The organism is Agrobacterium sp. T29 (assembly GCF_006970545.1).
GTDB lineage: Bacteria > Pseudomonadota > Alphaproteobacteria > Rhizobiales > Rhizobiaceae > Agrobacterium > Agrobacterium leguminum.
Map to the genome: position 1 here is coordinate 481,752 of NZ_CP040641.1, position 26,671 is coordinate 508,422.

Genomic DNA, 26,671 nt, shown 5'->3' on the forward strand with positions numbered 1-26,671 from the left:
GAAATAATGTTTTATGTGCCGCCGTCCGATTTATTCCCACTGCAAGGTTATCTGCCGAAAAGGTGGGAGGCACAGGTCGCCTCCCCTCGAAGGATCAGGATCCGGACACCAGCTTGACGTTGCCGCCATGACCGCCGCCACCGAAAACCTGTTTCGCGCCGAAAGAAGATCGTATCTGGTTGCGAGGCCCGCCAAGCCCGATTTCCGGAAACAGCAGTTCGGATAGCCGATAGGCTTCCTCCAGATGCGGATAACCCGAGGCGATGACGGTATCGATGCCCAGCGCCTGATATTCCCTGAGCCGTGCCGCCACCGTCTTCGGCGAACCGACCAGCGCCGTGCCCGCACCCGAACGGACGAGACCGATGCCTGCCCACAAATTCGGAGAGACTTCCAGCCGGTCGCGCCGGCCATTGTGCAGCGCCTGCATTCTCGCCTGGCCGACGGAATCCGAAGCCCTGGAGAAGACCTCCTGAGCGGATGCGATGGTTTCGTCGGAGAGCTTCGAGATCAGCCGCTCGGCATCGGCCCATGCTTCCTCGTCGGTTTCACGCACGATGAAATGCAGACGGATGCCGAAGGTAACCTTGCGCCCCTTTTTGGCGGCGGCGGCGCGCACCTTGGCGATTTTTTCCGCCACCTGCGCCGGCGGTTCGCCCCAGGTGAGATATTTGTCGGTGATACCGGCCGAAAACTCGATGCCGGCATCGGAAGAGCCGCCGAAATAAAGCGGCGGGCGCGGTTCCTGCACCGGCGGCAGGCCGAGTTTCGCGTCCACCGCCTTGATATATTTGCCGTCGAGGCTTCCCTTGCCGGTTTCGATCAGCGAATTGAACACCTGGAAGAACTCATCGGCGTGATCGTAACGCTCGTCATGCGGCAGGAAAATGCCGTCACCGGCCAATTCCTGCGCGCTGCCGCCAACCACGATGTTGAGAAGCAGCCGGCCATGGGAAACGCGATCGAGCGTCGAAGCAAGCCGCGCATAATAGGCGGGCGAAGCGACGCCCGGACGGATGGCGACGAGGAATTTCAGCTTTTCGGTATAGGCAGCGAGATTGGCCGCAAGGATGAAGGATTCTTCGCAGGCGACACCGGTGGGGATGAGTACGCCTGAATAACCGAGCCGATCGGCGGCCTGGGCTATTTCCCGGAAATAGCCGGGATCGGCAGGACGCGAAAGATCATCCGAGCCGAGATAGCTACCATCGCCTGAGGTGGGTATGAACCACAGAAAATCGAGTGGTTTATCGGATGTGCTCATCGGCAGGTCCTTTGCAATCTGCCCTCGGGCAATGCGCTTGATGATAAAAGGGTAGCCAATTCCCCGGCGCGTTTAAGAAATTTTGTTCCAATTTCCATCCGGCGAGGAGAGTTTCTCTCCCGGATAAACGGCGCTGCGAAGGGAAAAGGAGCCCTCGCTGATGGTCGTCAGAAGACCGGATAAAGGCCGAGCATCGCAAAGTTCATTTCGCAAATCTCTTCCCGTTCGAGTTCGAGATCGCTTTTCTCCTGCCTGATGCGTCCGGAATGATCCAGAGGATGAAGGCTGACCTGTTCCTCTTCCCGCGGCTGACGCCGGGTCAAACCGAACAGATCGAAAGTAAACGCATGAAGTCCCTGCGGCATGTGCGCCTCCTTTGCTCAACTCCCCTTATCCTCGGGCGACCGTCCGAAATCGTCAATATTTTCCATAAAATTACTATTCTATAATTGGAGGATCGCCGGCAAATGTGGACTAAGGTTGCGGCGGCGGAAAAAAATCCGTTTCCGGCCGCCGATAATGGGGCCATCGCCGCTTCATCTTGCGACGGCGGTGATTTTCAGGTGTCCGGCCTCACGGCAGGGCAAACCGGCGCTTGAGAAAAAGGCCGGCAAATGCGCCCAAACCGCAAAAAACAAGAAATACCCAGCCGGAAAGCGCGCCCGCATGGATGCCCGACAGCAGCACGCCAATGGTGCAGCCAAGCGCTGTCATGCCGCCCCAGCCCATCAGCACGCCACCGGCAAACCGTGTTGCCAAGCCACCGGCGGAAGGCCATGCGGGCTGAAATTTTCCTGCCGAAAGCGCAGACGCGAGACTTGCAAATATCAGTCCCGAAACGAACAGGCCGTTCGGCGACAGGATCGTCGTTTTAACGGCACTGATGCATCCCCGCACCGTGTCGAGCCCCGCAAGCGTTTCCGGCACCCAACCCGCCGCAGCCCCTGCCGTTCTGACGATGCTGCCAAGTTCGGCCGTCACCCCGAGCGGTGCGACGCGGAAATAGGAGAAGGCGCTGATGGCCGCGACGAGAACCCCTGTGACGACGGGCGGCCAGCGGTCGATGAAGGCGCTTCGGAATGCCTGTTGCAGCCGGTTTTCCGGGGCCTCGGCCGCAGAAGCGGGGGCGGCTTTATCGAAAAACAGAACGAGAAGGATCAGAACGATCAACACAGTGCAGGCGATCAGCAGCGCCGGGCCGTATCCCAGATGATGCGGCAACCAGATGGGCCAATCGTCGAAAATGCTGACCGTATAAAGAAAATTCCAGCTGAGAAACGCCAGCAGGAAACCGACCCCCGCTCCCACTATGGCAAGTACGGAACCGAACGCCCCCTCGCCTAGCCGGTAAAAATGCCCTGACAGGCAGGAGCCGGAAAGTGCTGCGCCGAAACCGAAGACGGTCGCCGCCACCGCCAGAATCCAGCCGACGGGGCCAATATGCGCATTGGGCGGCAGACGGCCGGGTTGCGGCACCGGCATCCATGCCGCGATGACGATCTGGTAAAACACCACGCCCGCCAGCAGGGCGACAAGAATAGCCACAACACCGTCCGAACGCCTGCCGTCGATGAAATCGCGAAAATTGCAGAGAAAGCAGAACCGTCCGCGCTGCATCACGATGCCGAAAGCGGCCCCGGCCAGAAGGGAAAATGCAAGCGGCCTGCCGTTCTCAAGCAGCTCCACTCGATAAGCAGCAACCGTCACGGCACATAAGATGGCAAGCGCCACGAGGCGGGAAAGGGTCGAGCGCATGGAATACCGGCGATTTAGGAAGAATGGATGCCGGCGCGCCACCCGACGCGCCGGCTCACGGATGAAGGCAGCTAAGGCTTATTTGCCCGTCCAGACCGTTCCCGTCGGATTGCTGATCGGCACACCGACCGCATTTCCGTACTCGGTCCAGGAACCGTCATAATTGCGGACGTCGTAACCGAGGATCTTTTTCAGCGCGAACCAGGTGTGGCTGGAACGCTCGCCGATGCGGCAATAGGTGATGATGGGCGCGGAGCCGTCGACGCCCTTCTCGGCATAGATCGCCTTGATCTCTTCGGCCGATTTGAAGGTTCCATCCTTGTTGACGATTGTGCCCCAAGGAACATTGACGGCACCGGGAATGTGGCCGGCCCGGACGGACAGTTCCTTGACGCCATCCGGCGCGAAAATCTTGCCGGAATATTCATCCGCCGAGCGGATATCCACCAGCTTGATGTTGTGCTTGCCCTCGGCCACCGCAACGACGTCCACAAAGCGCGCCCGGACCGAGGTGTCGGGCTCGGCAAGCTTCAGTTTCGTTTCGGCCGTTGCCGGTGCGGATGTGTCGAAAGGCAGTCCCTGCGCTTCCCAGAGCTTGCGACCGCCATCCAGCAGTTTCACCCGGTCGCCCAGACCGTAGGTTTCGAAAATCCACGCCCCCCAGGCGGCAAACCAGTTGTTGTTATCGCCATATAGAACGATCGTCGTATCGTCACCCACGCCGGCCTTCTGCAGCAGGGACTGGAAATTGTCGCGTGCGGCAATGTCGCGTTTTTCCTTGTCGACGAGATCCGTATGCCAGTTGAGGTTCACCGCACCGGGAATATGCCCGCGCTCATAGACACCCGTATCAACGCTGACTTCAAAGACCCGAACTTTCGGATTGTCGAGATTTTCCTTCAGCCAGTCGGCCGTTACCAGCGCTTCCGAAGCCCCAGCCGTGGCCAACGATACCGTCGACAACAACAACCCGCCGAGAGCCGACGTTACAAGCTTGATCCTGGACATTTCCTTACCCCTTTCCTGATTTGATGACCAATGAAAGGTGACGGCAAAACCGACCGGAGCGAAGAAATGCTTTTCTATATTTTTTATAGAAAATAAATGCGGCCACTCAAAAACAATCTTCAGGCGAAATTCAAAATTCCATCGGTAAAAATCGCCAATAAAGCGCCCAAAGGTTGTAAACGATGCCGAAACCAAAAGAAGCGATCAACCAACCCGCACTCATCCCATGCGCCAAGGAAGACTGGAAAGCCCTAGCCTTTCTCTAAAAATGCGCGTCGCCCAGGGCAGCCAATCTGCGCAGCCGCGATCCGGCCACCGCCTTTGCAGGTGCGCCATCTGCCTTCAACCGTTCGAGAAGAGCATAACCCTCAGGCCATCGTCCGTAGCCGCTGGCAATATTGATATGTCCGACGGCGCCGAGATTGATGAGATCGCTCCCCCACAGACTTGCACTGCGCGCGAGCTCCTCGCAATCCATATAGGGATCGTTCATGCTGCCCACGACGAGGCTGGGAAACGCAAGCGGTTGCTGCGGAAACGCACCGAACCGGACGATACAGGGATGCATCGCCTCCACGCGATCGAGATGAGCGGGTGCGACCAGAAGCGCGCCCTTGATTTTGGCGGCCGAGGGGCGAGACGCCATGTTCGCTACCAGCAGACAACCGAGGCTGTGGGCGACGATATAAGCGCTTTCGACTGTCGCCAGCGCGGCCTCGAGACGATCGAGCCAGTCCTCGAGAACCGGGCATTGCCAATTGTCCTGATCGACCAGCCGCGAGTCGGGATCATCCAGCAACCAGTGCCGCTGCCAATGTCCTTCATCCGAACCATTCAGGCCAGGGACAATCAAGGTGGTACACATGCCTGCTCCATGGGTTGTGGGCGGTATGTCGCAAGCATGGTGAATTTCGCGATTTCCGTCGACTATTGCCTTGCTCACCTTTTGGAGCCTTGCGAAAAATCGATCCAGACAATTTCGATCATGCAGAAAATGCGTTCTCCATGACAGAAATAATTTCGTCCAGAGGGAATCATTTCCTCAAATTTTTTATATAGAAAATATGTGCAATATAGGCTTTCCAGACGGAAAGCTTTTCCTCCACCGCATGACAAAAGAAACGTCGCTGCTTCGCCGGGCCGCCGCCGCTTTGCCATTCTCGCACCTGCGGAGGTTTGCGCCTCCCGTAGGCCCAAGCGGTGAAGGCCAAACGTCAGCAGGGCCATTCCACCGCACCATAAAACGAAAATTCAGGCGGATAATGTGAGCAGCACAAGCGAATTTCTCTGGTACATCCCCAACGACGTCAAACCCGGCCACCGGGGCGACGCCGTCAGCGAAAATCACAATAGTCTCGATACATTGACGAGCCATGCCAAAGCGCTTGAAACCCATGGCTGGAAAGGCGCGCTGCTCGGCACCGGCTGGGGACGTCCGGATACATTTACGGTGGCGGCGGCGCTTGCGGCCCGCACCACCGCATTCGAGCCGCTGATCGCTATCCGTCCCGGCTACTGGAAGCCCGCCAACCTCGCGTCGGCCGCCGCCACGCTCGACCAGCTTTCCGGCGGTCGAGTTCGGATCAACATCGTTTCCGGCAGGGATGAGCTTGCCGCCTATGGCGATGAAGAAGGCGATCAGAAGCAGCGTTATGCCCGCACGAAAGAATTCATGCGGCTGGTGCGGCGGCTCTGGACCGAGGAAAACGTAACTTTTAATGGCGATCATTTCCGGGTGACGAACTCCACCGTTTCGCCACGCGTCGCCGCGCGCGAAGGCAGGCCGCATCCCAAACTCTATTTCGGGGGCGCTTCCGAAGCAGCCGAGCAGGTTGCCGCAACCGAAGCCGATGTGCAGCTTTTCTGGGGAGAACCGCTCGCCGGCGTGCGCGAAAGGATCGAGCGGCTGAGAAACTTCAGCGAAAAGCTCGGCCGCGATCTGCCGCCGCTGCAATTCGGCCTGCGGATCACCACGCTGGTGCGAAAAACCACGGCCGAGGCATGGCGCGATGCGGAAGCGAAAGTTGCCGAAATGGCCGCAAACAATGGCGTACGCTGGAACGACCATCTTCAGGTCGTGGCGGTCGGCCAGCGCCGCCTGCTGGATTTGCATCGTGAGAGCGACGTGCTGGACGACAATCTTTACACCGCGCCCGGCAAGTTCGGCGGCGGCGGGGCGGGAACCACATGGCTTGTCGGTTCGGCGGAAGATGTCGCAGCGTCACTGCGCAAATACCGCGCGCTGGGCATCAGCCATTTCGTTCTTTCCGACACGCCCTATCTCAAGGAAATCGAACGGCAGGGCGACAGCTTGCTGCCGCTGCTGCGGGATTGATGGGCGTGGCTTGAAGATGGGCGGCCCGCCTCGGACAAGGCCGCCTTTTTGCTTCGTCGGTCAACCGCCCGCCGCCTTGATGCTCTGACGACCGAGGATCGTTCGGATCATATGGCTCTGCGGCGCATGCGCCCTTGCCGTTATGGCGTCACGGTGATGGCGTTCAAGGTCGTAATCCCGGCGCAGGCCACGATTGCCGCCAAGCTCCAGTGCCAGATCCGTCACCGCAACCGCATTGTCGATGACCACATGGCGAACGGCCAGTGCATCGGTTCCCACCCTCTCCCCCGCATCGACATCGCGGGCGACGGAGAGAAGGAGGCGTCGGTTCGCCGCAAGCAGCACCTCGATCTGGCCGAGACCCTCCTGAATGCGGGGGATGGAGGACAGCGGTGCGCCAAGACTTGCCGGAACATGGCCATTCAGATGGCGCAACAGATCGTCCCGCGCCGAAAGCGCGACACCGTGATAGACGGAGGCCAGCAGCACGAAGAAATTATACCCGTCCGCTTCATCGCGCCGCAGCGGCTCATCCGCCGGCTGTTCGGCGACGATATCGGCAAGCGGCACCTTTACATCTTCCAGCACCAGATCATGGCTGGCCGTGGCATACATGCCGGTCGCCTCCCATGCTTTTTCCTGGGCGATGCCAGCCGCATCGAGAGGAACAAGAAGCTGGATGAGGCGCGACGTCTCTTCCGTCGTCACGGCAAGCACGATCGCCCATTTCAGGCCCGGCAGGCCGGTGACGAAGCTCTTGCGGCCATTGACCACCCAAAAATCGCCCTCGATCCGCGCCGTCGTTTCCGGCAGGCCGCCATGGGCGGGCGAACCGACACCCGGCTCCGCCTGCGCATTGTTCAGGAGCGCCGGTTCCCTGCCATTGGCGGCCAGTACCTTTGCAGCAAGTGCTGCTGGCCACTTGCCGCGCCGGATCGCGGCATGAACGCTGTAATGCATGGCGAGGATGAGGGCGGTCGATGGATCGCCCCTGGCAATTGCGGTAATGACGGCATGCGCCGTTTCCATGCCCTCGCCCCAGCCGCCATCCTTTTCAGCCGTGACGAGACCCAGCAGGCCGGACTTGAAAAGCGCCCCGAAATTACCGGCGGCGAATTCGCCGCTTTTATCGTGGTCCGCAGCGGTCAGGCTGAAATCCCCGGCCAGCGCGGTTGCAACGGCGACGGGATCTGGCCGCTGCGCCGGCGCGGTCGCAACGGCGGAAAGTGCAATGCTCATGCCACCGCCCTTTCATTTGCCGGAACGAAACGGTCGTCGATCCAGTCGCCCAGATCGAAGTCGTTTTCAAGGAAGCCCCATTGATGCAGGAAGTCCTTGTAATGGCCGACGGCGCCGACAAGATCGGCATCGAGGCCGAGACCGAGATGGCGGTGAACCTCAGCGCCATTGGCGGCCAGAACCTGCTCCTCCGTCGCGCCGGCCTCGCGCGCGATGAAACGGCGCGTCTCTTCCGGGTGCTGTTCCGCCCATAGCGAGGCCCGGCCAATGGCGCCAACCAGCCGCTGCACCAGATCGGGGCGCTCATCGGCAAGCCGTCCGTCAACCGTCAGCACCCGCGGAGAACCGGAATTGATGCGGATCTTAGGATCGGGATGAAAACCGAACTCCGCCACCTGCACCGCACCGATCAGGTTCGCGGCGGCAATACCAGCCGTTCCCTTCACGAAAATCGCATCGACCTCACCCCGCAACAGCGCGATGATCTCCTCACCGAAGGACTGCCGGCGCTTCAGGCCGAACAACGACGGCCCTTCCTGCGAGGCCAGCACCGAATCCTTGATGACGATGTCCTTGAGTTCGACATCCTCAACCTTCAGACCTTCCAGCGAAAGCGCCGATACAATGCCCTTCAGCGCCGTCGCGCGCATGAAATCGACAATGCCTTCCGGTCTGCGCGGCACGCCGAAACGGCGGCCAACGAGATCGGCAAGCGAGCGGATACCGGTTTCCGGCAGGGTGATGATTGCCTGAAACTCATCCGTCCACGTCACCCCGATGAGACGCGTATTGCGCCCTTCCGAGCGGGCGCGGATGGGAGGCACATTGCCGCCATGGCGGAAGGACCATTCCAGAGTGTGGTTGAAATGGCTCTGGCGGACGGAACGGTCAGGCGAATCGATGATGGATTTCAACGCTATGCCGACCTCCTCGAAGGTCTGCTCGAGATAACCGAGCTGTGCCGCCAGCCCCACGGGCGTGGGCACCGGGCAGCGTGTGTACCAGATTTCAGAAAGTGTCGTGCTCATGGCTTTAGCCTCGATGAAAGGGAAAAGTCCCGGCCCGCAGCAAAGGGGGCCGGGTCTGGTGAAACGATCAGGATGCGGCGATATGCGCGAAGGCGAGGCTTCCCGCCACACCTTCCGCGCCGATGGTGTGATCGGCAATGCGCTTGTTGAAGATGGTGATCTCCGGTGCCGCAACGATATCGATGGCCGGCACGTCCTCGACGAGAATCTGCTGGATTTCCTTCCATTGCGCGACACGCTTGTCCGGATCGATCTCGATGGCGGCGGCCTCCAGCAGCGCATCCACCTTCGGATTGCTGTAGGCAGCACCGTTGGAGAAGGGCACGCCCTTTTTGAAGTTCTTCGACCAGTAGAGCCGCTGGACGCCGACGGTCGGATCGAAGAGATTGCTCATGCCCTCATAGGCAAAATCGAAATCGCGATCCGTGTAGATGCGTTTGGTATAGGTGGCGAAATCCTGCGTCCGCACCGTCACGTCCACGCCGACCTTCGCCAGCGCCTGACGAATATAGTCCGCACCGCGAGGATAGGCCTCGGTGCTCGGCACATAGTCCAGATTGAGCTTGAAACGGATGCCATCCGCACCGCGCTTGTATCCGGCCTCATCCAGCAGCGCTTCCGCCGCCTTCAGATCGATCGGATAGGTCTTCAGATCATCCACGAACCATTTCGTCAGCTTCGGATTGATCGGCCCGGTAATCGTCGCGCCATAACCGAAATTGACGGTGTTGAAGATGACGTTGCGGTCAATCACATGCGCGAAGGCACGGCGGACGCGAACATCCTTGAACACGTCCTTTTCGAGGTTGAATTCCACGCGGCTGATCGAATTGGTATATTGATAGCCGTTGGTCTCGAAGCCGAGGCTTGGCAGTTCCTTCAGCCGGTCAAGATCGCTATAGGCGACCGGCGTGCTGGGCGCGAGATCGATTTCGCCGGTTTCGATGGCAATCGCGCGAGCCGAAGCGTCCGGAATGAAGCGGACGATGAGCTTGTCGAGATAGGGGCGCGGCGCATCCCAATAATCGGCATTGCGCTCAAAAACGATATGGCTGCCGCGCACCCACTCCTTGAACTTGAACGGACCGGTGCCGATGGGTGCGAGATTGACCGGATTTTCGGTCACCTTCGTACCCTCATAAAGATGTTTCGGCACGATGGGCGTTTCGGCGGCGGCAAGCGCGGTTATCAGATAGGGCGCAGGTTTGGAAAGAACCAGAACCGCCGTCAGCTCGTCCGGCGTCTCGACAGCAGTGAGGTTCAGGAATGTATTGCGGCCGCGCGGATGCACTTCCTTGATGGTGTTGATGGAAAAGGCCACGTCGGCGGAGGTGAAAGGCTTGCCGTCATGCCATTTCACGCCGGGCCTCAGATTGAAGGTGTAACGCAGACCATCCGCGCTCACTTCCCATGATTTGGCCAGCAGCGGCTTGGGATTGAGATCGAAATCATAGGTCAACAGCCCTTCGGTGACCTTGGGCGATATATAGACGGAATTATAGGCCGTATGCGCAATCGTCGTCAGCACCGGCGGTTCCGACGAAATCAGCAAAGTGGCCGTGCCGCCACGCGCCGGCTCTGCGGCCTTTAGCTTCAGCCCCGGCAGCGACACCACGCCAAGGGCCACGGACGCCAGCAGAAATCCACGCCGCGTCGTCTGGTTGAAAACAGTCATGCGATACCCTCTCCTTGATTGAACCGGCGAAAAACCGGCAAACTGAACGGCCGCGCTTAGGAAGAAGTTTGTTCCGCAGACGAGAGCGAGCTTGGCATGAAGAACCAACCATTCTCATAAACAGGAATTATCTTTTCTTTATGGCGCATATTTCCGTAAATTTCAGAAAATAATTCTATTACTCTTTGACAAATTCCATAAAATTAGTCAACTAATACCAGCGCCTTCAGGGGCCGATTTCATATTTCCACGCTTACGGACTGGAGCCGATGTCGAATTCGAAACGGATTTTATCGCAGGCAAGGCGGGTGGCCATTCAGGCCGTCCCGACGGTCCTCGGTATCGTCATCCTGAACTTTTTCCTGCTGCAACTGGCGCCCGGCGATGCCGCCGATGTGCTGGCCGCGGAAGCGGGTTCAGCGACCGTCGAAACCATGGCGGAAATCCGCAACCGCTTCGGGCTCGATCTGCCGGTTCTGCATCAGCTGATGAATTATCTCGGCAATCTCGCGCAATTCAGCCTCGGCTTTTCGCCGCGTTACGGCATGCCGGTGGCAGACCTCATCGGCCAGCGTCTGCCCGGTACACTCGCCCTGATGGGCGCGGCACTCGGCATTGCGATTTTCGTCGGCGTGTTTCTCGGCTCGATCATGGCGCTTTTTTCCGGCAAGCTGCCGGACCGGATCATTTCCATCGGCTCGCTGATCTTCTATTCCGTGCCGGGTTTCTGGATCGGCCTGATGTTGATCCTGATCTTCTCAGTGAAGCTCGGCTGGCTTCCCTCGGGCGGCGACAGCACAATCGGCAGCAGTCTTACCGGTCTCGACGCCCTGCTGGACAGGCTGCGTTATATCGTTCTCCCTGCCCTTTCGCTGGCGCTTTATTTTCTGGCCATCTATGCCCGCCTTACCCGCGCGGCGATGCTGGAAGTGAAATCCCAGGACTATGTGCGCACGGCGCGCGCCAAGGGCGTCTCTCCGCTCCGGCTCACGACGCGCCATATCCTGCGCAATGCGCTCATCCCCATCACCACCATGGCCGGCATGCATATCGGCGGCCTGCTCGGCGGCGCAGTCGTGGTCGAAACCGTCTTCAGCTGGCCGGGCCTTGGCCGTCTTGCTTTCGAAGCCGTCATGGCGCGGGATTTCAGCGTGTTGCTCGGCATTCTGCTTCTCTCCTCCCTCGTCGTCATCATCGTCAATGCAGCCGTGGACCTGTTGCAGGCCTGGCTTGACCCCCGCATCGGAGAAAGCCGATGAATTCCTCCCATACCACCGCTGTCCTCGGCACGGCCGAACTCGGCGTCGAAGACAACAATCCCAAACCGAAGAAACCGGAAGAAAAAGCCTGGCCCTATATCCATGCGCCGGATGCGCTTTCGGCCCGCTCCATCTCCGTGCCCCGGCGTGGCCTGCGGCGGGAACTGAAAATCTTCCTCACCAATCCCAACGCCATCGTCGGGCTGCTGTTTCTCGCAACCGTCATCGTCACCGCGCTGATTGCCCCCTTGATCTATCCCGGCGATCCCCTGGAAATGGTGGCCCGTCCATTCCTGTGGCCCGGCCAGAATGCCGCCTATCCGCTCGGCACCGATTCCATGGGCCGGGATGTTCTGGCCGGCATCGTGCACGGCGCGCGCATCTCGCTCACGGTCGGGGTCGTCGCGACTCTGATCGGGCTGACGATCGGCATCGCGGTCGGCGCATTCGCCGGTTATTTCGGCGGCGTCATTGACGATATTCTCGTCAAGCTGATCGAAATCTTTCAGACCCTGCCGAATTTCGTGTTGCTCGTCGTGCTCGTCGCCATCGCCCAGCCGTCGGTCACCACGGTTACATCGGCCATCGGCATCATCACCTGGCCGCTGGTGGCGCGCCTTACGCGCGCCGAGTTCCGCGCCATCCGCGAAAAGGACTATGTGCTCGCCGCCCGCAGCCTCGGTTACGGCCATGCGCGCATCGTCTTTCAGGAAATCCTGCCCAATGCCCTGCCGCCGATCATCGTCACCTCCTCCGTCATGGTGGCCGGCGCTATCCTCATGGAAGCAGCCCTTTCCTTCATGGGACTTGGCGATCCCAACCGTGTCTCCTGGGGGTCGATGATCGGTTCCGGCCGCGATGTCATCCGCACCGCCTGGTATCTGACCGCCCTTCCCGGCCTTGCCATCGTCTTCACCGTCATTTCGCTGAACCTCATCAGCGATGGCCTCAACGATGCGCTCAACCCCCGTTTTTCGGAGGAACGCCGATGAGCAAACTGATTGAAGTCCATGATCTCTCCGTCAGCTTCGGCTCCGCCCAACCGGTCAAAGGCGTCAGTTTCGATGTCAGCCCCAGCGAAATGCTGGCGATCGTCGGCGAAAGCGGCTCCGGCAAATCCCTGACCGCGCTTGGCCTGATTGGCCTCCTGCCCTCCCACGCCAAGACCGGCGGGCGGGTTCTGCTCGAGGGTCGCGACCTGCTGCCGCTTTCCGAGCGTCAGTGGCGCGGCATTCGCGGCCGGGATATCGGCATGATCTTTCAGGAGCCGATGACCTCGCTGAACCCGGTCCTAACTGTTGGCGAACAGATCATCGAGGTGCTGCGCATCCATGAAAAGATCGACCGGCATCAGGCGCGCAAACGCGCCATCGAGCTTCTGCAACTGGTCAATATTCCAGACGCCCGCCGCCGGGTAGACGATTATCCGCACCAGCTTTCCGGCGGCATGCGCCAGCGCGTGATGATCGCCATCGGCGTCGCCTGCAACCCGAAATTGCTGATCGCCGACGAGGCGACGACAGCGCTCGACGTGACGATACAGGCGCAGATCCTGCAACTGCTCGACAATCTGCGCCGCGATCTCAACATGGCCGTCATCCTCATCACCCACGATCTCGGCATCGTGGCGCAGTGGGCAGACCGGGTGATGGTCATGTATGCCGGCCGCAAGGTGGAGGAGGGATTGCCGGAACCGGTTTTCTCAAACCCCTACCATCCCTATACGCGCGGCCTGCTTGCCGCCTCGCCGCGTGCGGAAGACGGGCAGCATTATCGCGACGGGCCGCTCATCGAGATTCCGGGCTCCATCGTTTCCGCCACGGGGGAACGCGGCTGCGCCTTCCGGCCGCGCTGTCCGAGCGCCCGCGGCTTCTGCGGGCAGTTCGTACCGCCGCTGCGGCAAATCTCACAAGGCCGTTACGCCGCCTGCCCCTTCGTTGCTCCCATATCCCACGAGGTACCCGATGGCGCTCTTGTCAGTGCATAGTCTTTCCACCCATTATGCGGGCGGACGCGGCACCGTGCGCGCCGTCGACGATGTTTCCCTCGATATCGAGGCGGGCGAGACAGTGGCTCTGGTGGGCGAATCCGGCTGCGGCAAATCCTCGCTCGGCAAGTCACTGATGCGGCTGGTCGAGCCATCTTCCGGCCGGATCACCTTCAAGGGCGCTGATGTGACGGCAATGACGTCATCCGAACTGCGCGGCATCCGCCGCCGCATCCAGATGATCTTTCAGGACCCCTTCGCCTCGCTCAACCCGCGCCAGACGGTGCGCACCATCCTCACCGGCCCGCTGAAAGTGCATGGCATCGGTGACCGGGCGCGCCAGCGGGAGATCGTCGAGGCCATCGTGGCACAGGTGGGCCTGCCCGCGGATTCGCTCGACCGTTATCCGCATGAATTTTCCGGCGGCCAGCGCCAGCGCATCGGCATTGCCCGCGCGCTAGTTCTGGAACCGGAACTGGTCGTCTGCGACGAGCCGGTTTCGGCGCTCGATCTTTCGATACAGGCGCAAATCCTCAATCTTCTGGTGGAGATGAAGAAGCGGCTTTCGCTCTCCTATCTCTTCGTTTCCCACGACCTTTCCGTGGTTCGTTATTTCTCCGACCGCGTGCTGGTCATGTATCTCGGCAAGATCGTCGAAAGCGCGCCGACATCGGAACTCTGGGCTTCCCCGAAGCACCCCTATACGCGCGCCCTTCTCGCTGCCGTTCCCGATCCCGCCCGCCGCAAGCAGGCCGCGCCGATTTCCGGCGACCTGCCGAGCCCGCATAACCCGCCATCCGGCTGCCGGTTTCACACCCGCTGCCCGCTTGCAACCGATTTCTGTCGCGAAAAAGCGCCGGATTACACCCTTTTCGGCAAGAACCACGCCGTGGCCTGCCACCATGCCCAATAAACTGAAGGAGCAACCATAATGGTCGACTATCGCTATCTCGGACGCAGCGCGCTGAAAGTTTCACCGCTGAGCCTCGGCACGATGATGTTCGGAGGCCCGACGCCGGATGACGTGGCCTTCCGCATCATCGACAAGGCGCGCGAGCAGGGCATCAATTTCATCGACACCGCCGATGTCTATCACGACGGCAAGTCGGAAGAAGTCGTCGGCCGCGGCATCAAGGCCAGCCGCGATCACTGGGTTTTGGCGACGAAATTCGTCAATTCCCACACCAAGGGCCCGAATCTTGGCGGCCATTCACGCAAATGGGTGATCGAGACCGTCGAGAATTCGCTGCGCCGCCTCAACACCGATTATATCGACATCCTCTATTTCCACCGCGCCGTCTTCGATGCGCCGCTCGAAGAGCCGGTGCGCGCCATCGCCGATCTCATCCGCGCCGGCAAGCTGCGTTACTTCGGCGTTTCGAATTTCCGTGGCTGGCGCATCGCCGAAATTTCGCATCTGGCCGACCAGCTCGGCATCGACCGGCCGGTTGCCAGCCAGCCGCTCTACAACATCGTCAACCGCACGGCCGAAGCCGAGCAGCTGCCGGCGGCCAATCATTATGGCCTTGGTGTCGTGTCCTATTCACCGCTCGCACGCGGTGTGCTGACCGGGAAATACCAGCCGGGCGAACAGCCGGGCGCCGATACCCGTGTTGGCCGTGGCGACAAGCGTGTTCTGGAAACGGAATGGCGTCCGGAATCGGTCGAGATCGCGCAGAAGGTCGCAGCCCATGCCGCTTCGAAGGGTGTTTCGGCGGCGGATTTCGCGCTTGCCTGGGTGCTGAACAACAAGTTCGTCACCGCCGCCATCACCGGCCCGCGCACCGAAGAGCACTGGGACGGATATATCCGCGCGCTCGATGTGAAGATCGATGCGGAAGATGAAGCGCTGGTCGACAGCCTTGTGACGACCGGCCATCCCTCCACGCCCGGCTTCAACGATCCGAGCCATCCCGTCGAAGGCCGCGTGCCGCGCAATCTCGAGGCCGCACACCGCCCGGCGCTCAAGCCGCGCGCGGTCGCCTGATCGTCCAGAAGACCATGCCTGCGGCGCACCCGTGCCGCAGGCCCTCACATCCGCTCAGGGAAAACCGCAATGTCCAATCCGAAACTGCAGACAACCACCACCGACAATTCCGGCGTACCGAGCCGTGACGAGATTCTGGCCCGGGCAAAGGACATTGCGGCCATCGCGGCCAAGGATGCCGCCCGTCGCGAACGCCAGCGGGAACTTCCTTTCGATATCTTCGCCCTTATCAAGGAGGCGAAGATCGGCACGCTGCGCGTTCCCGAAGCCAAGGGCGGACCGGGCGGCTCGATTGCCGACTATATTGAAGTGCTGATGATCCTCGGCGAAGCCGACAGCAATATTCCGCACGCGCTGCGCAGCCATTTCAATTTCACCGAAAACCTTGCTCTCGCACCCATCGAGCTCGAGGACCGGCGGCATCTCGAACATGTACTTGCCGGCAAGCTCTTCGCAGGCGCCAGCACCGAACAGGGCACCAAACGCCCCGGCGAAATCACCACGCGGCTGAGTGCCGATGGCGACCGCTACCGGCTGAATGGTCGCAAATGGTATGCGACAGGCACGGCCTTTGCCGATTTCGGCACCTTCAGCGCCATTGGCGATGACGAACAACCGATTGGCGTTCTCATTCCGCTTGATCGCGCCGGCATCACCATTCTCGACGACTGGGACAGCATGGGCCAGCGCATGACGGCAAGCGGCGGTGTTCTGCTGGAAAATGTCGAGGTGCTGCCGCATGAATTGACGACCCGCAAGCTCGGCAGCCAGATCGGCCGCCACAGCTCGGCCATGCGGCAGCTGCATCTCGCCGCCTCGGCCGCCGGCGCCGTTCAGGGCGCGCTGAAGGACGGCGTGGATTATGTGCTGCGCCAGGCGCGCACCACGCTTCACAGCAGCGCCGAAACCGCCAATCAGGACCCGTTCGTGCAGAAGATGCTCGGCGAAATCAGCGCCGGTGCTTTCGCGGTGAAGACCCTGATCCGCGAAGCGGCAAGAACGCTCGACCGCACCGCCGCCGCCTTCGCCACCGGGGACGAAGAGGCGATAGAGGCAGCCCTGCTGGAAGGCTCGCTCGCCACAGCCCGCACCCAGATCATCGCCTCGCAGCTGTCGCTGACGGTCGCCACCAATCTCTATGAACTCGGCGGCGGCTCGGCGACATCGAGCGAGCGGAATTTCGACCGCCACTGGCGCAATATCCGCACGGTCTACAATCACAATCCGCTTGCCCACAAGGCGCGGGTGATCGGTGATTATTATCTCAACGGCACAACGACGCATCTCAGGGAAGGCCGGGTATTCTGACCATACCGAGAATGCGCGGCAAAGGAGGAACAGCAATGAGAACGGAGTTTATCGCTCCCGCCGGGAGCCGGGCGGCTTTTCGCCTGCCGACACTTTCCCGGCTGCCACCGCTGACCGCCTTGCGCGCCTTTGTCGTCGCCGCCCGCCATGCGAGCTTTTCGCGGGCGGCGGAGGAGCTGCATGTCTCCACCGCCGCCATCGGCCAGCAGGTCCGTATTCTCGAAACCCATCTCGGCCAGCCGCTTTTCAGCCGCCAGCGCGGTGAATTGCTGCTGACCGATGCCGGCAGCGCGCTTTATCCCGGCCTTGCCGATGCTTTCGAGACCATGATCGGCAGTCTTTCCGACCTGATGGTTTCGAACGCCCGACCGCAACTGAAGGTTCTGGCGGAAGGTTGCTTTGCCGCCCGCTGGCTAGCGCCGCGGCTTGGCAGCATCGTTCCGGCGCTCGGAGATGTGGAGCTTTCCATTGAATCCCTAGAGAGCGAAACCATCGATCTCACCCATTTCGATGCCGATTGCGCCATCGTCGCCACCCATGCGCAGATTCCGGGCTTCATTCATGAGCCGCTTTTCGCCGATACCGTCAGCGCCGTCTGCACCCCGGAATTCGCTACTCGCCATGGGCTTGCAGACGAACCGGAACGCTTGCGAGATCTCGGTTTTGCGATGTTGCGCGGCAATGGCCTGGACCCGGCCTTCGAATGGGCGAACTGGCTTCGCGCCTGCCGCATTCCACTCAGGCTCTCTGTGACCGGCCCGCGTTTTTCACGCCAGACGGCGCTGATAGAGGCGATTTCATCCGGCCACGGTATCGGCCTCGTGCGCCATTCCCTGATTTCGGAGGAACTGAAAAACGGCCGGCTGATCGCTCCCTTTGGCGCACCGCAGCCGACCGCCAGCCGTTATCACCTGCTGACCAGTCCTGACAGGCGGCGGCTGCCGGAGGTCGCATCTCTACTCGCTTTGTTGCGCGAGGATATGCGCTCTCTCGAGGCCGCCGCCTGAACACGCCCGTCCCACCTCAGGCGCGTTCCCTTTGCAACTCTCTCGCCGCATAGATATTTTCCGGCCGGGGCAGGCCATAATGGTCACGCAGCGTGTCGCCCTCGTAATCCTCACGGAACAGCCCACGCTGTTTAAGGATCGGCACGACCCCGTCGACGAAGTTGTCGAACCCGCCATTCAGCCATGGCGGCATGATATTGAAGCCATCGGCCGCACCCTCGCGGAACCAGGTCTCTATCCAGTCCGCCACCTGCTCCGGCGTTCCGGAAATCACCTTGTGGCCACGTCCGCCGGCAAGCCGGTGCAGCAATTGCCGGATCGTCGGATTTTCCCGGTCGATGACATCGAGAACCAGCTGATGGCGGCTGCTATCCGCTTGAGCCCGCGTCGCTTCCACGGCCTCCTTCGGCAAAGGCTGATCGAGATCGGCCGATGAGAGATCGATGCCGGTGATGCGCTGCAATTGCCCGAGAGAAAAGGCCGGCTGGATGAGATCGTTGAAAGACGCCTCGAGTCTGCGCGCCTCCTCTTCGGTTGACGCGATGAAGGGGCTGATGCCCGGCAGGATTTTCACATGGGCGGGATTGCGCCCCGTGGCCGCGACGCGTCGCTTGATGTCGGAATAAAAAGACCGCGCACTCTCCAGAGTCTGATGCGCGGTAAAGATTGCCTCGGCATAATGGGCGGCGAAACCACGCCCTTCCTCCGAGGAGCCAGCCTGCACATAGACCGGCCGGCCCTGCGGTGAACGCGGCACGTTCAGTGCGCCCCGCACCCGATAGAACTCGCCATCGTGATTGGCCGGATGGATGCGGTCGGTATCGGCGAAAAGGCCGCTTTCCTTATCCGCAACAATGGCGTCATCTTCCCAGCTGTCCCAGAGCTTCGTCACCACATCCACGAACTCGATCGCCTGACGGTAACGATCCGCATGCGGCGGATGCTTCTGGAGATTGAAGTTGCCGGCGGCCGCATCCGCAGAGGTCGTCACGATGTTCCAGCCCACCCGGCCGCCGCTGATATGATCGACGGACGCGAACAGCCGCGCGAGATTATACGGCTCGTAATAGGTGGTGGAAGCCGTGGCTATGAAGCCGATCTTTTCGGTGACGGCGGCGAGGGCCGCCAGCATGGTGATCGGCTCCAGCCGGTGGCGGGCGGCAAAGCGGATATTGGCATCCAGCACCGGCGCATCGGCAAAGAAGATGGCATCCAGCTTGGCCGCCTCGGCCTTGCGGGCGATATCCTGATAGAGCCTTATATCGGTGACGCGGTGCGGCTCCGAATCCGGATGCCGCCAGGCCGCCTCGTGATGTCCGCCCGGATAGATGAAGGCATTGAGAACCAGCTTCTCGGATTTTCTGCTCATGGAAATGACCTCTTATTCGCTCTGAACCGAAGGGTTGGGAGGCGCTCACGCCTCCTTCGTCACCCAGGCCTTGGCGAGATTGCCGCTCAGCCCCTCCGCCCCGGTCGCATAATCCTTGATGCGCACGCTGCCGACGACCGGCTGGATGGGGGAGACGAGATTGATGACGGGAAGATCTTTTGCGATAACGGCCTGAAACTCCTTGAAGAAGGCGGCGCGTTTTTCGATATCCGGCTCCACCGCCGCCGCTTCCAGCAGCCGGTCCACCTCCGGATTGGCGTAGTGGCTGGCATTGGAGAATGGCAGGCCGATCTTGAAGTTCTTGCTCCAGTAGACGCGCTGCACGCCCGCTGTCGGATCGAAGGTATTGGAGAGGGATTCCACAGAAAGGTCCCAGGCACGGTCGGTATAGACCACCTTCACATAGGTGCCGAAATCGAATTTCTGGATATCCGCTTCGATGCCGATTTTCGACAGCGCCTGCGCGATGAAATCCGAATAGGTCTGTGGATTGAACGGGTTGGTGGTAACCCGAAGCTTGAAGCGCTTGCCGCCATCTTTGCGCGGGAAACCGGCCTCATCCAGCAGCTTTTCAGCCTGTGCGACATCGAACTTGGCGAAACCGATATCCGGATTGTGGAACTTCGCAAGGCCGGGGCTTATCGGCGTCGGCGATGGCACGGCGTAGCCATAAAGCACAGTATCGATGAGCGCCGGAACATCGATGGCATGGGCAATGGCCTGCCTGACCTTCAATTCCTTGAGATATTCGTTCTCAAGGTTGATCACCAGCTGGTTCTGCTGGCCGGCATAGGCATAGATGCGGTCATCCACCTTCAATGTGGGAATGGATTTCAGCCGCTCCAGATCGGCAAGCGCCACCGGGTTCGGGCCGATATCGCCTTCTCCGGTCTCCAGTGCCGCAGCGCGGGCCCCCGCATCGTTGATAAGGCGGATGATGACGCGGTCGAGATAAGGACGCGGCGCATCCCAGTAGTCGGCATTCTTCTCCAGAAGAATATGGCTGCCCGGCACCCATTCCTTGAGCACGAAGGGGCCGCTGCCGATGATCTGGGCGGGTTTCGGATTATCCGTCGGCTTGAAGGTCTCGAAGATGTGCTTCGGTACGATTGGCGATTCCGACGAGGCGAGCGCGGTGATCAGGCCCGGCGCCGGCTTGGAAAGCTTCACTTTCGCGACCAGCGGATCGGACGCATCGACACTTTCAACATGCGAGAAAGTAGCGCGACCGCGCGGATGGGCTTCCTTCAGCCGCAGAATGGAAAATTCCACATCTGCCGATGTCACCGGTTTGCCATCGTGAAACTTCGCCTTGGGCTGCAGATGGAAGACATATTCCAGCCCATCGGCCGAAACGCTCCATTCCCTGGCGAGGCTCGGCTTGGGCGAAAGCTCGTAATCATAGGTCAAAAGCCCGTCATAAATCTTCGAGCCGATAAACTGCGGACCGCCCGCGCTGGTATTGATCGCCACGAGCTGGGTCGGCTCGGGAAAATAAACAATCTTGAGCGTGCCGCCCGAAACCGGCTCTTCGGCAGCGGCAAAGGAACCTCCTGGAAGCGCGACGAAAGCGCCGGCGGCAAGTGCAATCTTGTGAAACTGGCGTCTGGAAATGGTCATGTCTGTCTCCGAAAAAATCCGATAGTGGGCGCGGCAACTCAGTGCAGCTGCGGGAAACCGTGGCGCTCGGCGAGGATTTGCAAAATGCGTTTGGTGTCCTGAATGAAATGCGTCTCGCCCTTGGCCGTAGCGTCGCTAGGCGCGTCGCCTGCGAAGATGAACAGCGGCAGCGACTGGTTTTCCTCCCCCACGGCGGCGATGACAGCCTCACGCGGGCGCTGGAAACCGACGCGGCGGATATCGATCCCGGTGGCAAGATCCGGAAAGGCGGCAAGCAGGCCTTCGATCTGGTTGCAATGCGGGCAGACGAAGCGGACACCGGGGTGTTTGGGGTCTTCAAAACCGGGGGCGATCAAAAAAAGCGTATCCTTGGCCATGGCATCCATCATGCGAGGGTGAGATTTCCAGCTCACAGTGCCGGTGGCCAGAGTGCGGGTCCAGAAAGCAATTCTTGCTTCGCGGCGAAGAATTGCTTTGCGCTAAATTATTGATGAAACTTATTTTTTCGAAAATTTCACGTGTGGCATCGCTGTTTTACCCGACCTGTTTCCTGCGCAAAGTTTTTCCCTGAAACGGGCGCGCCGCGCGAAGGTGCAAAAAAGGATGGAAGGCGGATTTCGGCAATAAAAAACCCGGCAAAATTGCCGGGTTAATGGTGATGATCGCAGACCCTTCCTCCGTCATGCCGGGCTTGACCCGGCATCCAGCCACGGCGCGTCTGCGCCGTGAGAGGAGTCTCTCGCGATCAAGGACTTGATCGCGCTGTACCCCGGATCCAGTCCGGGGTGACGGAGCTTGGATACCCCTTTTGACAAACGCTCACTCGCCTTTCCAGGCCGTCGCCAGATCGCCATAAGCAATGTCGATGGTCGTCACGAGCGATTTCAGATTGGTGTTCCGCAGAATGACGGTCGGCAAAGCGACGATCGAGAAATTCGGCAGGTCATCGCCGGTGATTTTCTGGATATCGTGGAACTGCCCCGCCCGTTTCGTTTCGTCCACTTCAATCGCGGCGGCACGGAAAAGATCATCCACCTTTGGATTATTGTAATGGGCGGCGTTGACATAGGGCGCGGGTTTCTTGATCCCGTCGGACCAATAGAGGCGCTGCACGCCCGCCGTCGGATCGAACAGCCGGCTGATGCCGTTCACCGTCAGGTCAAAACCGCGCTCCGTATAGACCCGCTTGATGAAGGTGGCGAGATCGCCTTCGACAATATCCACCTTCACGCCGAGTTTGCCGAAGGATGAGCGGAGATATTCGGCGGTTTTGCGGAAGACGTCGGAAGGCAGGAAGGCCAGCCGCAGCGAAAAACGGGTGCCATCAGCACCCTTCGGGTAGCCGGCCTTGTCCAGCAATTCGTTCGCTTTGGCGAGATCGAAGGGATAGGTGAAAGGCTTTTCGTCATTATAGGCGGTGAAGACAGCCGGAATGTTCGAACCGGCCGGTTTTGCCGTCCCGAAGAAAATGGCATCGTTGATGAAATCGCGGTCGATGGCATGGGCCAAAGCGTGCCGGACCTCCTTTTTGGCAAGGATCGGATTTTCAAGATTGAATTCGAACACGGCGGCATTGTTGAGATAGGAGTCGGTATAGACCTCCACGGCAAGCTTCGGATTTTGCCGCAGACGCTCCAGATCGCTGTAGGACACATCAGCGGTATAATCCGCCTCGCCCGTCTCCACGGAAATGGTGGTGGAAGCCGAATCCGCGACGAAACGGGCCACGAAACCGTCGAGATAGGGAAGATCGGCCTGCCAGTAGTTCGGATTCTTCTTCAGCTTCACATAGCTGCCGCGCTTCCATTCCTCGAAGACGAAGGGGCCGGTGCCGACTGGCGCGTTACCATTGGGACTTTCGTTATAATTTTCCGAAGCATAGGCATGGGCCGGCAGAATGGGTGTTTCGCCGCCCGTCAGCGCCCGCAGGAGATAGGGCGCGGGCTTGGAAAGCACCACCACGGCCGTCAGCGGATCGGGCGTTTCGATATCGGCAACATTGGCGAAAGTGATGCGCCCGCGTGGGCCAACCTTCTTGAAGGCCAGCAGGGAAAATTTGACATCCTGCGACGTGAAATCCTTGCCGTCATGCCATTTGACGCCCTTGCGCAGCTTGAAAGTGTGGCGCAGCCCGTCAGCCGATGTTTCCCAGCTTTCGGCCAGAACCGGGTGCGGTTTGAACTCGCTGTCGAACCGCACCAGCCCTTCGAGGATTTTCGTGGAAATGGCGCGGGTGCGCGTATTGGAATCGGAAAGCGGCACCAGCGTCGTCGGCTCGCCAAGACCCGCAAGGGTGACGATGCCGCCCTTTTTCGGCGTTTCCGCCGCCAGAGCCGGCAGGGAGGGCAACAGCATTGCCCCGGTTAACGCTGCGCTCAAAAGCAATGTCTTACGTCTCGTAATATCCATGGATGTTTCCTCTTGCAGGCTTGTTTTTAAATGTTCAGGCAGGTTTCAGCCGGGTTTCCACCAGCCGGGCAAACAGAGTGGCGCCGACGGGCAGAATGGCGTCGTCGACGATGAAACCGGGATTATGGGCAGGCACCGTGCCGGAATGGCCGAGGGTGAAAAACGCGCCGGGCGCGTGTTTCAGGAGATCGGCGAAATCCTCGCTGCCCATGAAGCGGCCGGGCTCGGTGGAAACGCGCTCGTCTCCCAGAACCTCACGCGCCACGCCGGCGACGATCCCCACCGATGCATCGTCATTGGTGAGAACCGAGAATATGTCGCGAATATCCACCTCGGCGGTGAGGCCGTGCGCTGCGGCAATGTGATCGGAAATCGTGCGGATGCGCTCCCTTATGGTTTCGCGCACGCTGTCGGAGAAAGCCCGAACCGTGCCGGCAATCGCTGACGTTTCGGGAATGACGTTATAGGCCGATCCCGCCTCGATGCGGGTGATCGACAGGACAGCGGGATCGGTCGGCGACACATTGCGGCTGACGATGGTTTGCAGCGCCTGGATCAGTTCGCCGGTCGCCGGCACCGGATCACGCGAAACATCGGGGTGAGCGGCGTGGGCACCCCTGCCCTTCAGCCGGATATCGAAGAAATCCGCCCCCGCCAGAATGGTGCCGCGCGAAACCTTCAAATGATTGGGCGCGGCATGGGAGGAATTGTGCAGCCCGTAAATCTCGTCAACGGGGAAATCCTTGAACAACCCATCGGCGATCATGGCGCGCGCGCCGCCAAGACCTTCCTCGGCCGGCTGGAAAATGAACACCACCGTGCCGGCAAAATCGCGGGTTTCCGCCAGATAACGGGCGGTGCCGAGCAGGATGGTGGTGTGCACATCATGCCCGCAGCCGTGGAATTTGCCGGGATAGACCGACGCGTAGGGCAGACCGGTCTCCTCCGGCATCGGCAGGGCATCCATATCCGCCCTCAGCCCAATGGAGCGGTTGCCCGCATGGCTACCACGCAGCACGCCGACCACGCCGGTCTTGCCATAACCGCGATGCACCTCGATGCCCCAAGAGGCTAGCTTTTCCGCGACGATGCCGGAGGTGCGGACCTCCTCGAAACCGATTTCCGGATGCTGGTGCAGATCGTGGCGGATGGAGACGAGTTCGGGAACATAGGTCCCAATCCGGTCTATGATTTTGGGTGCGGGCGTTTTGACGGGATCGACGGCGATATTCACGGCATCTCCTCAGTGTAAAAAATATCGTTTCCGCAATCAGGCAATTGCGAAGTGTGGGTTTCGGGACTGGAAAATGCAGCGGGAGAGGCGTCAGAGCCTCAGGCCCGCCTCCTTCATCAGCGGCAAAATGCGCTCGGCGAAATAATCGAGGTCCTCGCGGAAATCGTAGAAATTCAGCTGAACCCCATCGATCCCGGCCTTTTTCAGACCGACAAGCTGCTCTACCACCTGCTCTGGCGAACCGATGATCTCGATATTGCCGCCAAGATTGCGCCCCTGCTTATGGCGCGCATCGCCGCGGCCGCGCCAGGCATGGGCGTCGCTGTCGTAATTATTGGTGGCGAAGGCGCGGGTGCCGGGCTGCGGTTTTCCGGCCTCGATGGCATCCGCATAGGCGATTGCCTCCTTCTCCGTATCGCGGCTGACGATGATCGGGTTGATGATCGTCTTCACCTGCCGGCCATAGGCCTTGGCGCGGTTCTTGATAGTCGCAACATGATTGGGAAGCGTTTCCAGCGCGCTGTCTATATGCGCGCCGCCGGGCGAAGTGACGAAAACCAGATCGGAATGCCGGGCGGCGAAATCGATACCGGCGGGCGAACCTGTCGCGGTCACCAGCGGCGGGCGTCCGAAAGCAGGCTTCGGCGTGATCCAGCCATTGTTGATCGCCCAGGGATTGAGCTTGCCTTCATAGGAAAAATTCTCGGTCTCACCCCAAAGGCGATGAAGAACATCGAACAATTCGCCGGCCATGTCATAGCGCTTGTCGTGGTCGATACGCTGCCAGCCAAACATTTCATGCTCGATGGCGCGGTGGCCGGTGACGATGTTGATACCCCAGCGCCCCTTGGCGATATGATCCAGCGTCGCACCATATTTGGCGAGATGCAGCGGATGCAGAGGCCCATAAAGCACATGGATGGTGGAGATCAGAAGGATGCTCTTCGTGACCGCCGCCATGGCGCCAAGCGCGATGAAGCTGTCGAGCGAGGATTCACCGTCATAACCGCCCTTGGGCAGCCATTGCGTGCGGCTGAAGGCGATCTCGAAACCTAACTCCTCCGCGCGCTTCACCAGTTCGACATTGTAATCGAAGGTCCAGCTGTTGCTGGTCGGCAGGCTGGAGAAATTGATGTCCTGCAGATTGAGGAATAGGCCCAGCATCAGCGGCTGCTTCACCGCCCGGCTGAGCGGGCTGTCTTCGAAATCAGCCGGGCTTTTCAGTTCCAGATCTTTCAGCTCGGGACCTTCAGGCAGCGGAACAGTCAGCGCCATGTCTTTTCTCCTTCGGAATCGTCGCCCTTCGGGGCAACCGCCACCAACCGAGCGTGCAGATAGTCTTCGACGCTGCGGGGCAACCGGCCGGTAATCTGCTGGATAATGTCGTTGACGGATGCCGCGAGATTTTCGCGAATGAGTTGCCCGAATTCCCCGATCGCCTTCTCTTCGAACGCACCGATATGCGGCGGAAAGGCCGGGGCGGCATTGTGCGAAACCCCGACGGGACGATGCAGGATGCGCGCAGCGATGCGGGCGATTTCCAGCGCCGTCAGGGCTTCCCCGCCGGTCAGCACCAAAGTGCCGGAAACCGGCGCGCTTGATGTCAGGGCGTGAACGGCGACGTCGGCAATATCGTCGGCATTGATGAAGGAAACGGCCGCATTGCCGAAGCGGGCGGGCACATCCTCACCCTTGCGCAGCGCAGCGACAACGGGTTCCAGCGCAACCTGCATCCAGGCATTCGGCCGCAGCACGGTATGCGCGATGCCGCTTGCGGCCAGATGCCGTTCCACCTCAGCATGCGCCGCCCCCGAAATGGAATGTACGGCATTCTCAATGGTCCAGTCGGAGCCGGATATTTTCACGATCCGCGACGCTCCGGCGGAGAGGGCGGCATCGATGACCGCATTCTGGTCCGCCGCCAGCGTTTCACCGATGGGGGAAAGCAGAAAGACGGTCTCGATACCGCGCGAGGCCTCCTTCAGGCTGGCCGGGTCGGAGAAATTTCCCTCCGAGATATCGACCCTGTCGCCCCAGAGCTTGAGCGCATCCTCGCGCCTGCGGGTCAGCACCCGAACCTTCGCCTCTTTCTGCAAGAGACGGCTGACGACACGTCGGCCGAGCTTGCCGGTTGCGCCCGTTACAAGAATGGTGGCTGTCATGACG

General features: G+C 60.4%; 24 protein-coding genes. 8 read left to right on the top strand and 16 right to left on the bottom strand.

Translation table 11 applies throughout. The annotated features are described in order from the left end of the window. Positions 1-94: 94 nt before the first annotated feature. The 6 genes from ssuD to FGF54_RS27290 form a co-directional block, all read right to left on the bottom strand. On the bottom strand, positions 95-1,264 hold the full coding sequence (gene ssuD, locus FGF54_RS17150) for an FMNH2-dependent alkanesulfonate monooxygenase (protein WP_020808882.1): 1,170 nt from the start codon (positions 1,262-1,264) through the stop codon (positions 95-97). Between the two features lie 167 nt (positions 1,265-1,431). Continuing rightward, positions 1,432-1,629 carry a hypothetical protein gene (locus FGF54_RS27285; RefSeq protein ID WP_003524684.1) on the bottom strand — a complete coding sequence of 66 codons (198 nt, stop codon included), beginning with the start codon at positions 1,627-1,629 and terminating at the stop codon, positions 1,432-1,434. 208 nt (positions 1,630-1,837) lie between these two features. Next, positions 1,838-3,019 (bottom strand): YeeE/YedE family protein, encoded by a 1,182-nt coding sequence (locus FGF54_RS17160; RefSeq protein WP_142780526.1) that lies wholly within the window; start codon positions 3,017-3,019, stop codon positions 1,838-1,840. A gap of 78 nt (positions 3,020-3,097) precedes the next feature. Beyond that, positions 3,098-4,027, bottom strand: a complete 930-nt coding sequence (locus tag FGF54_RS17165; protein WP_142780527.1) for a sulfurtransferase — start codon at positions 4,025-4,027, stop codon at positions 3,098-3,100. Between the two features lie 262 nt (positions 4,028-4,289). Continuing rightward, positions 4,290-4,892 (bottom strand): alpha/beta hydrolase, encoded by a 603-nt coding sequence (locus FGF54_RS17170; RefSeq protein WP_080854475.1) that lies wholly within the window; start codon positions 4,890-4,892, stop codon positions 4,290-4,292. 74 nt (positions 4,893-4,966) lie between these two features. Then, a complete protein-coding gene (locus FGF54_RS27290) occupies positions 4,967-5,254 on the bottom strand; it encodes a hypothetical protein (RefSeq protein ID WP_168208169.1) in 288 nt (95 codons plus the stop codon). Between the two features lie 37 nt (positions 5,255-5,291). Here FGF54_RS27290 and FGF54_RS17175 point away from each other — a divergent pair, with 37 nt between their 5' ends. Continuing rightward, a complete protein-coding gene (locus FGF54_RS17175; protein ID WP_142780528.1) occupies positions 5,292-6,362 on the top strand; it encodes an LLM class flavin-dependent oxidoreductase in 1,071 nt (356 codons plus the stop codon). 60 nt (positions 6,363-6,422) lie between these two features. Here FGF54_RS17175 and FGF54_RS17180 read toward each other — a convergent pair whose 3' ends face one another. The 3 genes from FGF54_RS17180 to FGF54_RS17190 all read right to left on the bottom strand — a co-directional run bounded on the left by FGF54_RS17180 (position 6,423) and on the right by FGF54_RS17190 (position 10,304). Beyond that, positions 6,423-7,601, bottom strand: a complete 1,179-nt coding sequence (locus FGF54_RS17180; RefSeq protein WP_142780529.1) for an acyl-CoA dehydrogenase family protein — start codon at positions 7,599-7,601, stop codon at positions 6,423-6,425. Beyond that, on the bottom strand, positions 7,598-8,629 hold the full coding sequence (locus FGF54_RS17185; RefSeq protein ID WP_142780530.1) for an ABC transporter substrate-binding protein: 1,032 nt from the start codon (positions 8,627-8,629) through the stop codon (positions 7,598-7,600). Before FGF54_RS17185 ends, FGF54_RS17180 begins: the two co-directional genes overlap by 4 nt. 67 nt (positions 8,630-8,696) lie before the next feature. Beyond that, positions 8,697-10,304 (bottom strand): ABC transporter substrate-binding protein, encoded by a 1,608-nt coding sequence (locus FGF54_RS17190; RefSeq protein WP_142780531.1) that lies wholly within the window; start codon positions 10,302-10,304, stop codon positions 8,697-8,699. 269 nt (positions 10,305-10,573) lie between these two features. Here FGF54_RS17190 and FGF54_RS17195 point away from each other — a divergent pair, with 269 nt between their 5' ends. From FGF54_RS17195 to FGF54_RS17225, 7 genes are all read left to right on the top strand, one after another. Then, on the top strand, positions 10,574-11,563 hold the full coding sequence (locus FGF54_RS17195) for an ABC transporter permease (RefSeq protein WP_142780532.1): 990 nt from the start codon (positions 10,574-10,576) through the stop codon (positions 11,561-11,563). Beyond that, positions 11,560-12,555 carry an ABC transporter permease gene (locus FGF54_RS17200; protein ID WP_142780533.1) on the top strand — a complete coding sequence of 332 codons (996 nt, stop codon included), beginning with the start codon at positions 11,560-11,562 and terminating at the stop codon, positions 12,553-12,555. Before FGF54_RS17195 ends, FGF54_RS17200 begins: the two co-directional genes overlap by 4 nt. Continuing rightward, entirely contained in the window at positions 12,552-13,550 is a 999-nt protein-coding gene (locus FGF54_RS17205) for an ABC transporter ATP-binding protein (RefSeq protein ID WP_142780534.1), read from the top strand. Before FGF54_RS17200 ends, FGF54_RS17205 begins: the two co-directional genes overlap by 4 nt. Next, complete coding sequence (locus tag FGF54_RS17210; protein ID WP_142780535.1) at positions 13,528-14,463, top strand: ABC transporter ATP-binding protein; 936 nt, start codon at positions 13,528-13,530, stop codon at positions 14,461-14,463. Before FGF54_RS17205 ends, FGF54_RS17210 begins: the two co-directional genes overlap by 23 nt. 18 nt (positions 14,464-14,481) lie before the next feature. After that, complete coding sequence (locus FGF54_RS17215) at positions 14,482-15,537, top strand: aldo/keto reductase (protein WP_142780536.1); 1,056 nt, start codon at positions 14,482-14,484, stop codon at positions 15,535-15,537. A gap of 69 nt (positions 15,538-15,606) precedes the next feature. Further along, the gene (locus FGF54_RS17220) at positions 15,607-16,845 is read left to right on the top strand and encodes an acyl-CoA dehydrogenase family protein (RefSeq protein WP_142780537.1); all 1,239 of its coding nucleotides are present in this window, start codon (positions 15,607-15,609) and stop codon (positions 16,843-16,845) included. A 35-nt stretch (positions 16,846-16,880) separates the two neighbouring features. Continuing rightward, positions 16,881-17,852 carry a LysR substrate-binding domain-containing protein gene (locus tag FGF54_RS17225; RefSeq protein WP_142780538.1) on the top strand — a complete coding sequence of 324 codons (972 nt, stop codon included), beginning with the start codon at positions 16,881-16,883 and terminating at the stop codon, positions 17,850-17,852. 16 nt (positions 17,853-17,868) lie between these two features. Here FGF54_RS17225 and FGF54_RS17230 read toward each other — a convergent pair whose 3' ends face one another. From FGF54_RS17230 to FGF54_RS17260, 7 genes are all read right to left on the bottom strand, one after another. Continuing rightward, the gene (locus FGF54_RS17230; protein WP_142780539.1) at positions 17,869-19,221 is read right to left on the bottom strand and encodes an LLM class flavin-dependent oxidoreductase; all 1,353 of its coding nucleotides are present in this window, start codon (positions 19,219-19,221) and stop codon (positions 17,869-17,871) included. Positions 19,222-19,266: 45 nt separating this feature from the next. Further along, on the bottom strand, positions 19,267-20,862 hold the full coding sequence (locus tag FGF54_RS17235) for an ABC transporter substrate-binding protein (RefSeq protein ID WP_080857364.1): 1,596 nt from the start codon (positions 20,860-20,862) through the stop codon (positions 19,267-19,269). Between the two features lie 38 nt (positions 20,863-20,900). Then, entirely contained in the window at positions 20,901-21,251 is a 351-nt protein-coding gene (locus FGF54_RS17240; protein WP_142780540.1) for a DUF3088 domain-containing protein, read from the bottom strand. A 430-nt stretch (positions 21,252-21,681) separates the two neighbouring features. Then, the gene (locus FGF54_RS17245; protein WP_168208170.1) at positions 21,682-23,271 is read right to left on the bottom strand and encodes an ABC transporter substrate-binding protein; all 1,590 of its coding nucleotides are present in this window, start codon (positions 23,269-23,271) and stop codon (positions 21,682-21,684) included. A 34-nt stretch (positions 23,272-23,305) separates the two neighbouring features. Continuing rightward, positions 23,306-24,505 carry a M20 aminoacylase family protein gene (locus FGF54_RS17250; RefSeq protein ID WP_142780542.1) on the bottom strand — a complete coding sequence of 400 codons (1,200 nt, stop codon included), beginning with the start codon at positions 24,503-24,505 and terminating at the stop codon, positions 23,306-23,308. A gap of 90 nt (positions 24,506-24,595) precedes the next feature. Beyond that, positions 24,596-25,780, bottom strand: coding sequence for an LLM class flavin-dependent oxidoreductase (locus FGF54_RS17255; protein WP_142780543.1), 1,185 nt, complete (start codon positions 25,778-25,780; stop codon positions 24,596-24,598). Beyond that, complete coding sequence (locus tag FGF54_RS17260; RefSeq protein ID WP_142780544.1) at positions 25,771-26,667, bottom strand: NmrA family NAD(P)-binding protein; 897 nt, start codon at positions 26,665-26,667, stop codon at positions 25,771-25,773. Before FGF54_RS17260 ends, FGF54_RS17255 begins: the two co-directional genes overlap by 10 nt. Positions 26,668-26,671: the final 4 nt, after the last annotated feature.

Coding starts and splice junctions, on each gene's coding strand:
- FGF54_RS17200 (WP_142780533.1), top strand. CDS start 11,560: ATGAATTCCTCCCATACCACCGCTGTCCTCGGCACGGCCGAACTCGGC.
- FGF54_RS17180 (WP_142780529.1), bottom strand. CDS start 7,601: ATGAGCATTGCACTTTCCGCCGTTGCGACCGCGCCGGCGCAGCGGCCA.
- FGF54_RS17210 (WP_142780535.1), top strand. CDS start 13,528: ATGGCGCTCTTGTCAGTGCATAGTCTTTCCACCCATTATGCGGGCGGA.
- FGF54_RS17255 (WP_142780543.1), bottom strand. CDS start 25,780: ATGGCGCTGACTGTTCCGCTGCCTGAAGGTCCCGAGCTGAAAGATCTG.
- FGF54_RS17235 (WP_080857364.1), bottom strand. CDS start 20,862: ATGACCATTTCCAGACGCCAGTTTCACAAGATTGCACTTGCCGCCGGC.
- FGF54_RS17205 (WP_142780534.1), top strand. CDS start 12,552: ATGAGCAAACTGATTGAAGTCCATGATCTCTCCGTCAGCTTCGGCTCC.
- FGF54_RS17165 (WP_142780527.1), bottom strand. CDS start 4,027: ATGTCCAGGATCAAGCTTGTAACGTCGGCTCTCGGCGGGTTGTTGTTG.
- FGF54_RS17260 (WP_142780544.1), bottom strand. CDS start 26,667: ATGACAGCCACCATTCTTGTAACGGGCGCAACCGGCAAGCTCGGCCGA.
- FGF54_RS17225 (WP_142780538.1), top strand. CDS start 16,881: ATGAGAACGGAGTTTATCGCTCCCGCCGGGAGCCGGGCGGCTTTTCGC.
- FGF54_RS17220 (WP_142780537.1), top strand. CDS start 15,607: ATGTCCAATCCGAAACTGCAGACAACCACCACCGACAATTCCGGCGTA.
- FGF54_RS17240 (WP_142780540.1), bottom strand. CDS start 21,251: ATGATGGATGCCATGGCCAAGGATACGCTTTTTTTGATCGCCCCCGGT.
- ssuD (WP_020808882.1), bottom strand. CDS start 1,264: ATGAGCACATCCGATAAACCACTCGATTTTCTGTGGTTCATACCCACC.
- FGF54_RS17185 (WP_142780530.1), bottom strand. CDS start 8,629: ATGAGCACGACACTTTCTGAAATCTGGTACACACGCTGCCCGGTGCCC.
- FGF54_RS17170 (WP_080854475.1), bottom strand. CDS start 4,892: ATGTGTACCACCTTGATTGTCCCTGGCCTGAATGGTTCGGATGAAGGA.
- FGF54_RS27290 (WP_168208169.1), bottom strand. CDS start 5,254: ATGGCCCTGCTGACGTTTGGCCTTCACCGCTTGGGCCTACGGGAGGCG.
- FGF54_RS17215 (WP_142780536.1), top strand. CDS start 14,482: ATGGTCGACTATCGCTATCTCGGACGCAGCGCGCTGAAAGTTTCACCG.
- FGF54_RS17230 (WP_142780539.1), bottom strand. CDS start 19,221: ATGAGCAGAAAATCCGAGAAGCTGGTTCTCAATGCCTTCATCTATCCG.
- FGF54_RS17245 (WP_168208170.1), bottom strand. CDS start 23,271: ATGGATATTACGAGACGTAAGACATTGCTTTTGAGCGCAGCGTTAACC.
- FGF54_RS17195 (WP_142780532.1), top strand. CDS start 10,574: ATGTCGAATTCGAAACGGATTTTATCGCAGGCAAGGCGGGTGGCCATT.
- FGF54_RS27285 (WP_003524684.1), bottom strand. CDS start 1,629: ATGCCGCAGGGACTTCATGCGTTTACTTTCGATCTGTTCGGTTTGACC.
- FGF54_RS17160 (WP_142780526.1), bottom strand. CDS start 3,019: ATGCGCTCGACCCTTTCCCGCCTCGTGGCGCTTGCCATCTTATGTGCC.
- FGF54_RS17190 (WP_142780531.1), bottom strand. CDS start 10,304: ATGACTGTTTTCAACCAGACGACGCGGCGTGGATTTCTGCTGGCGTCC.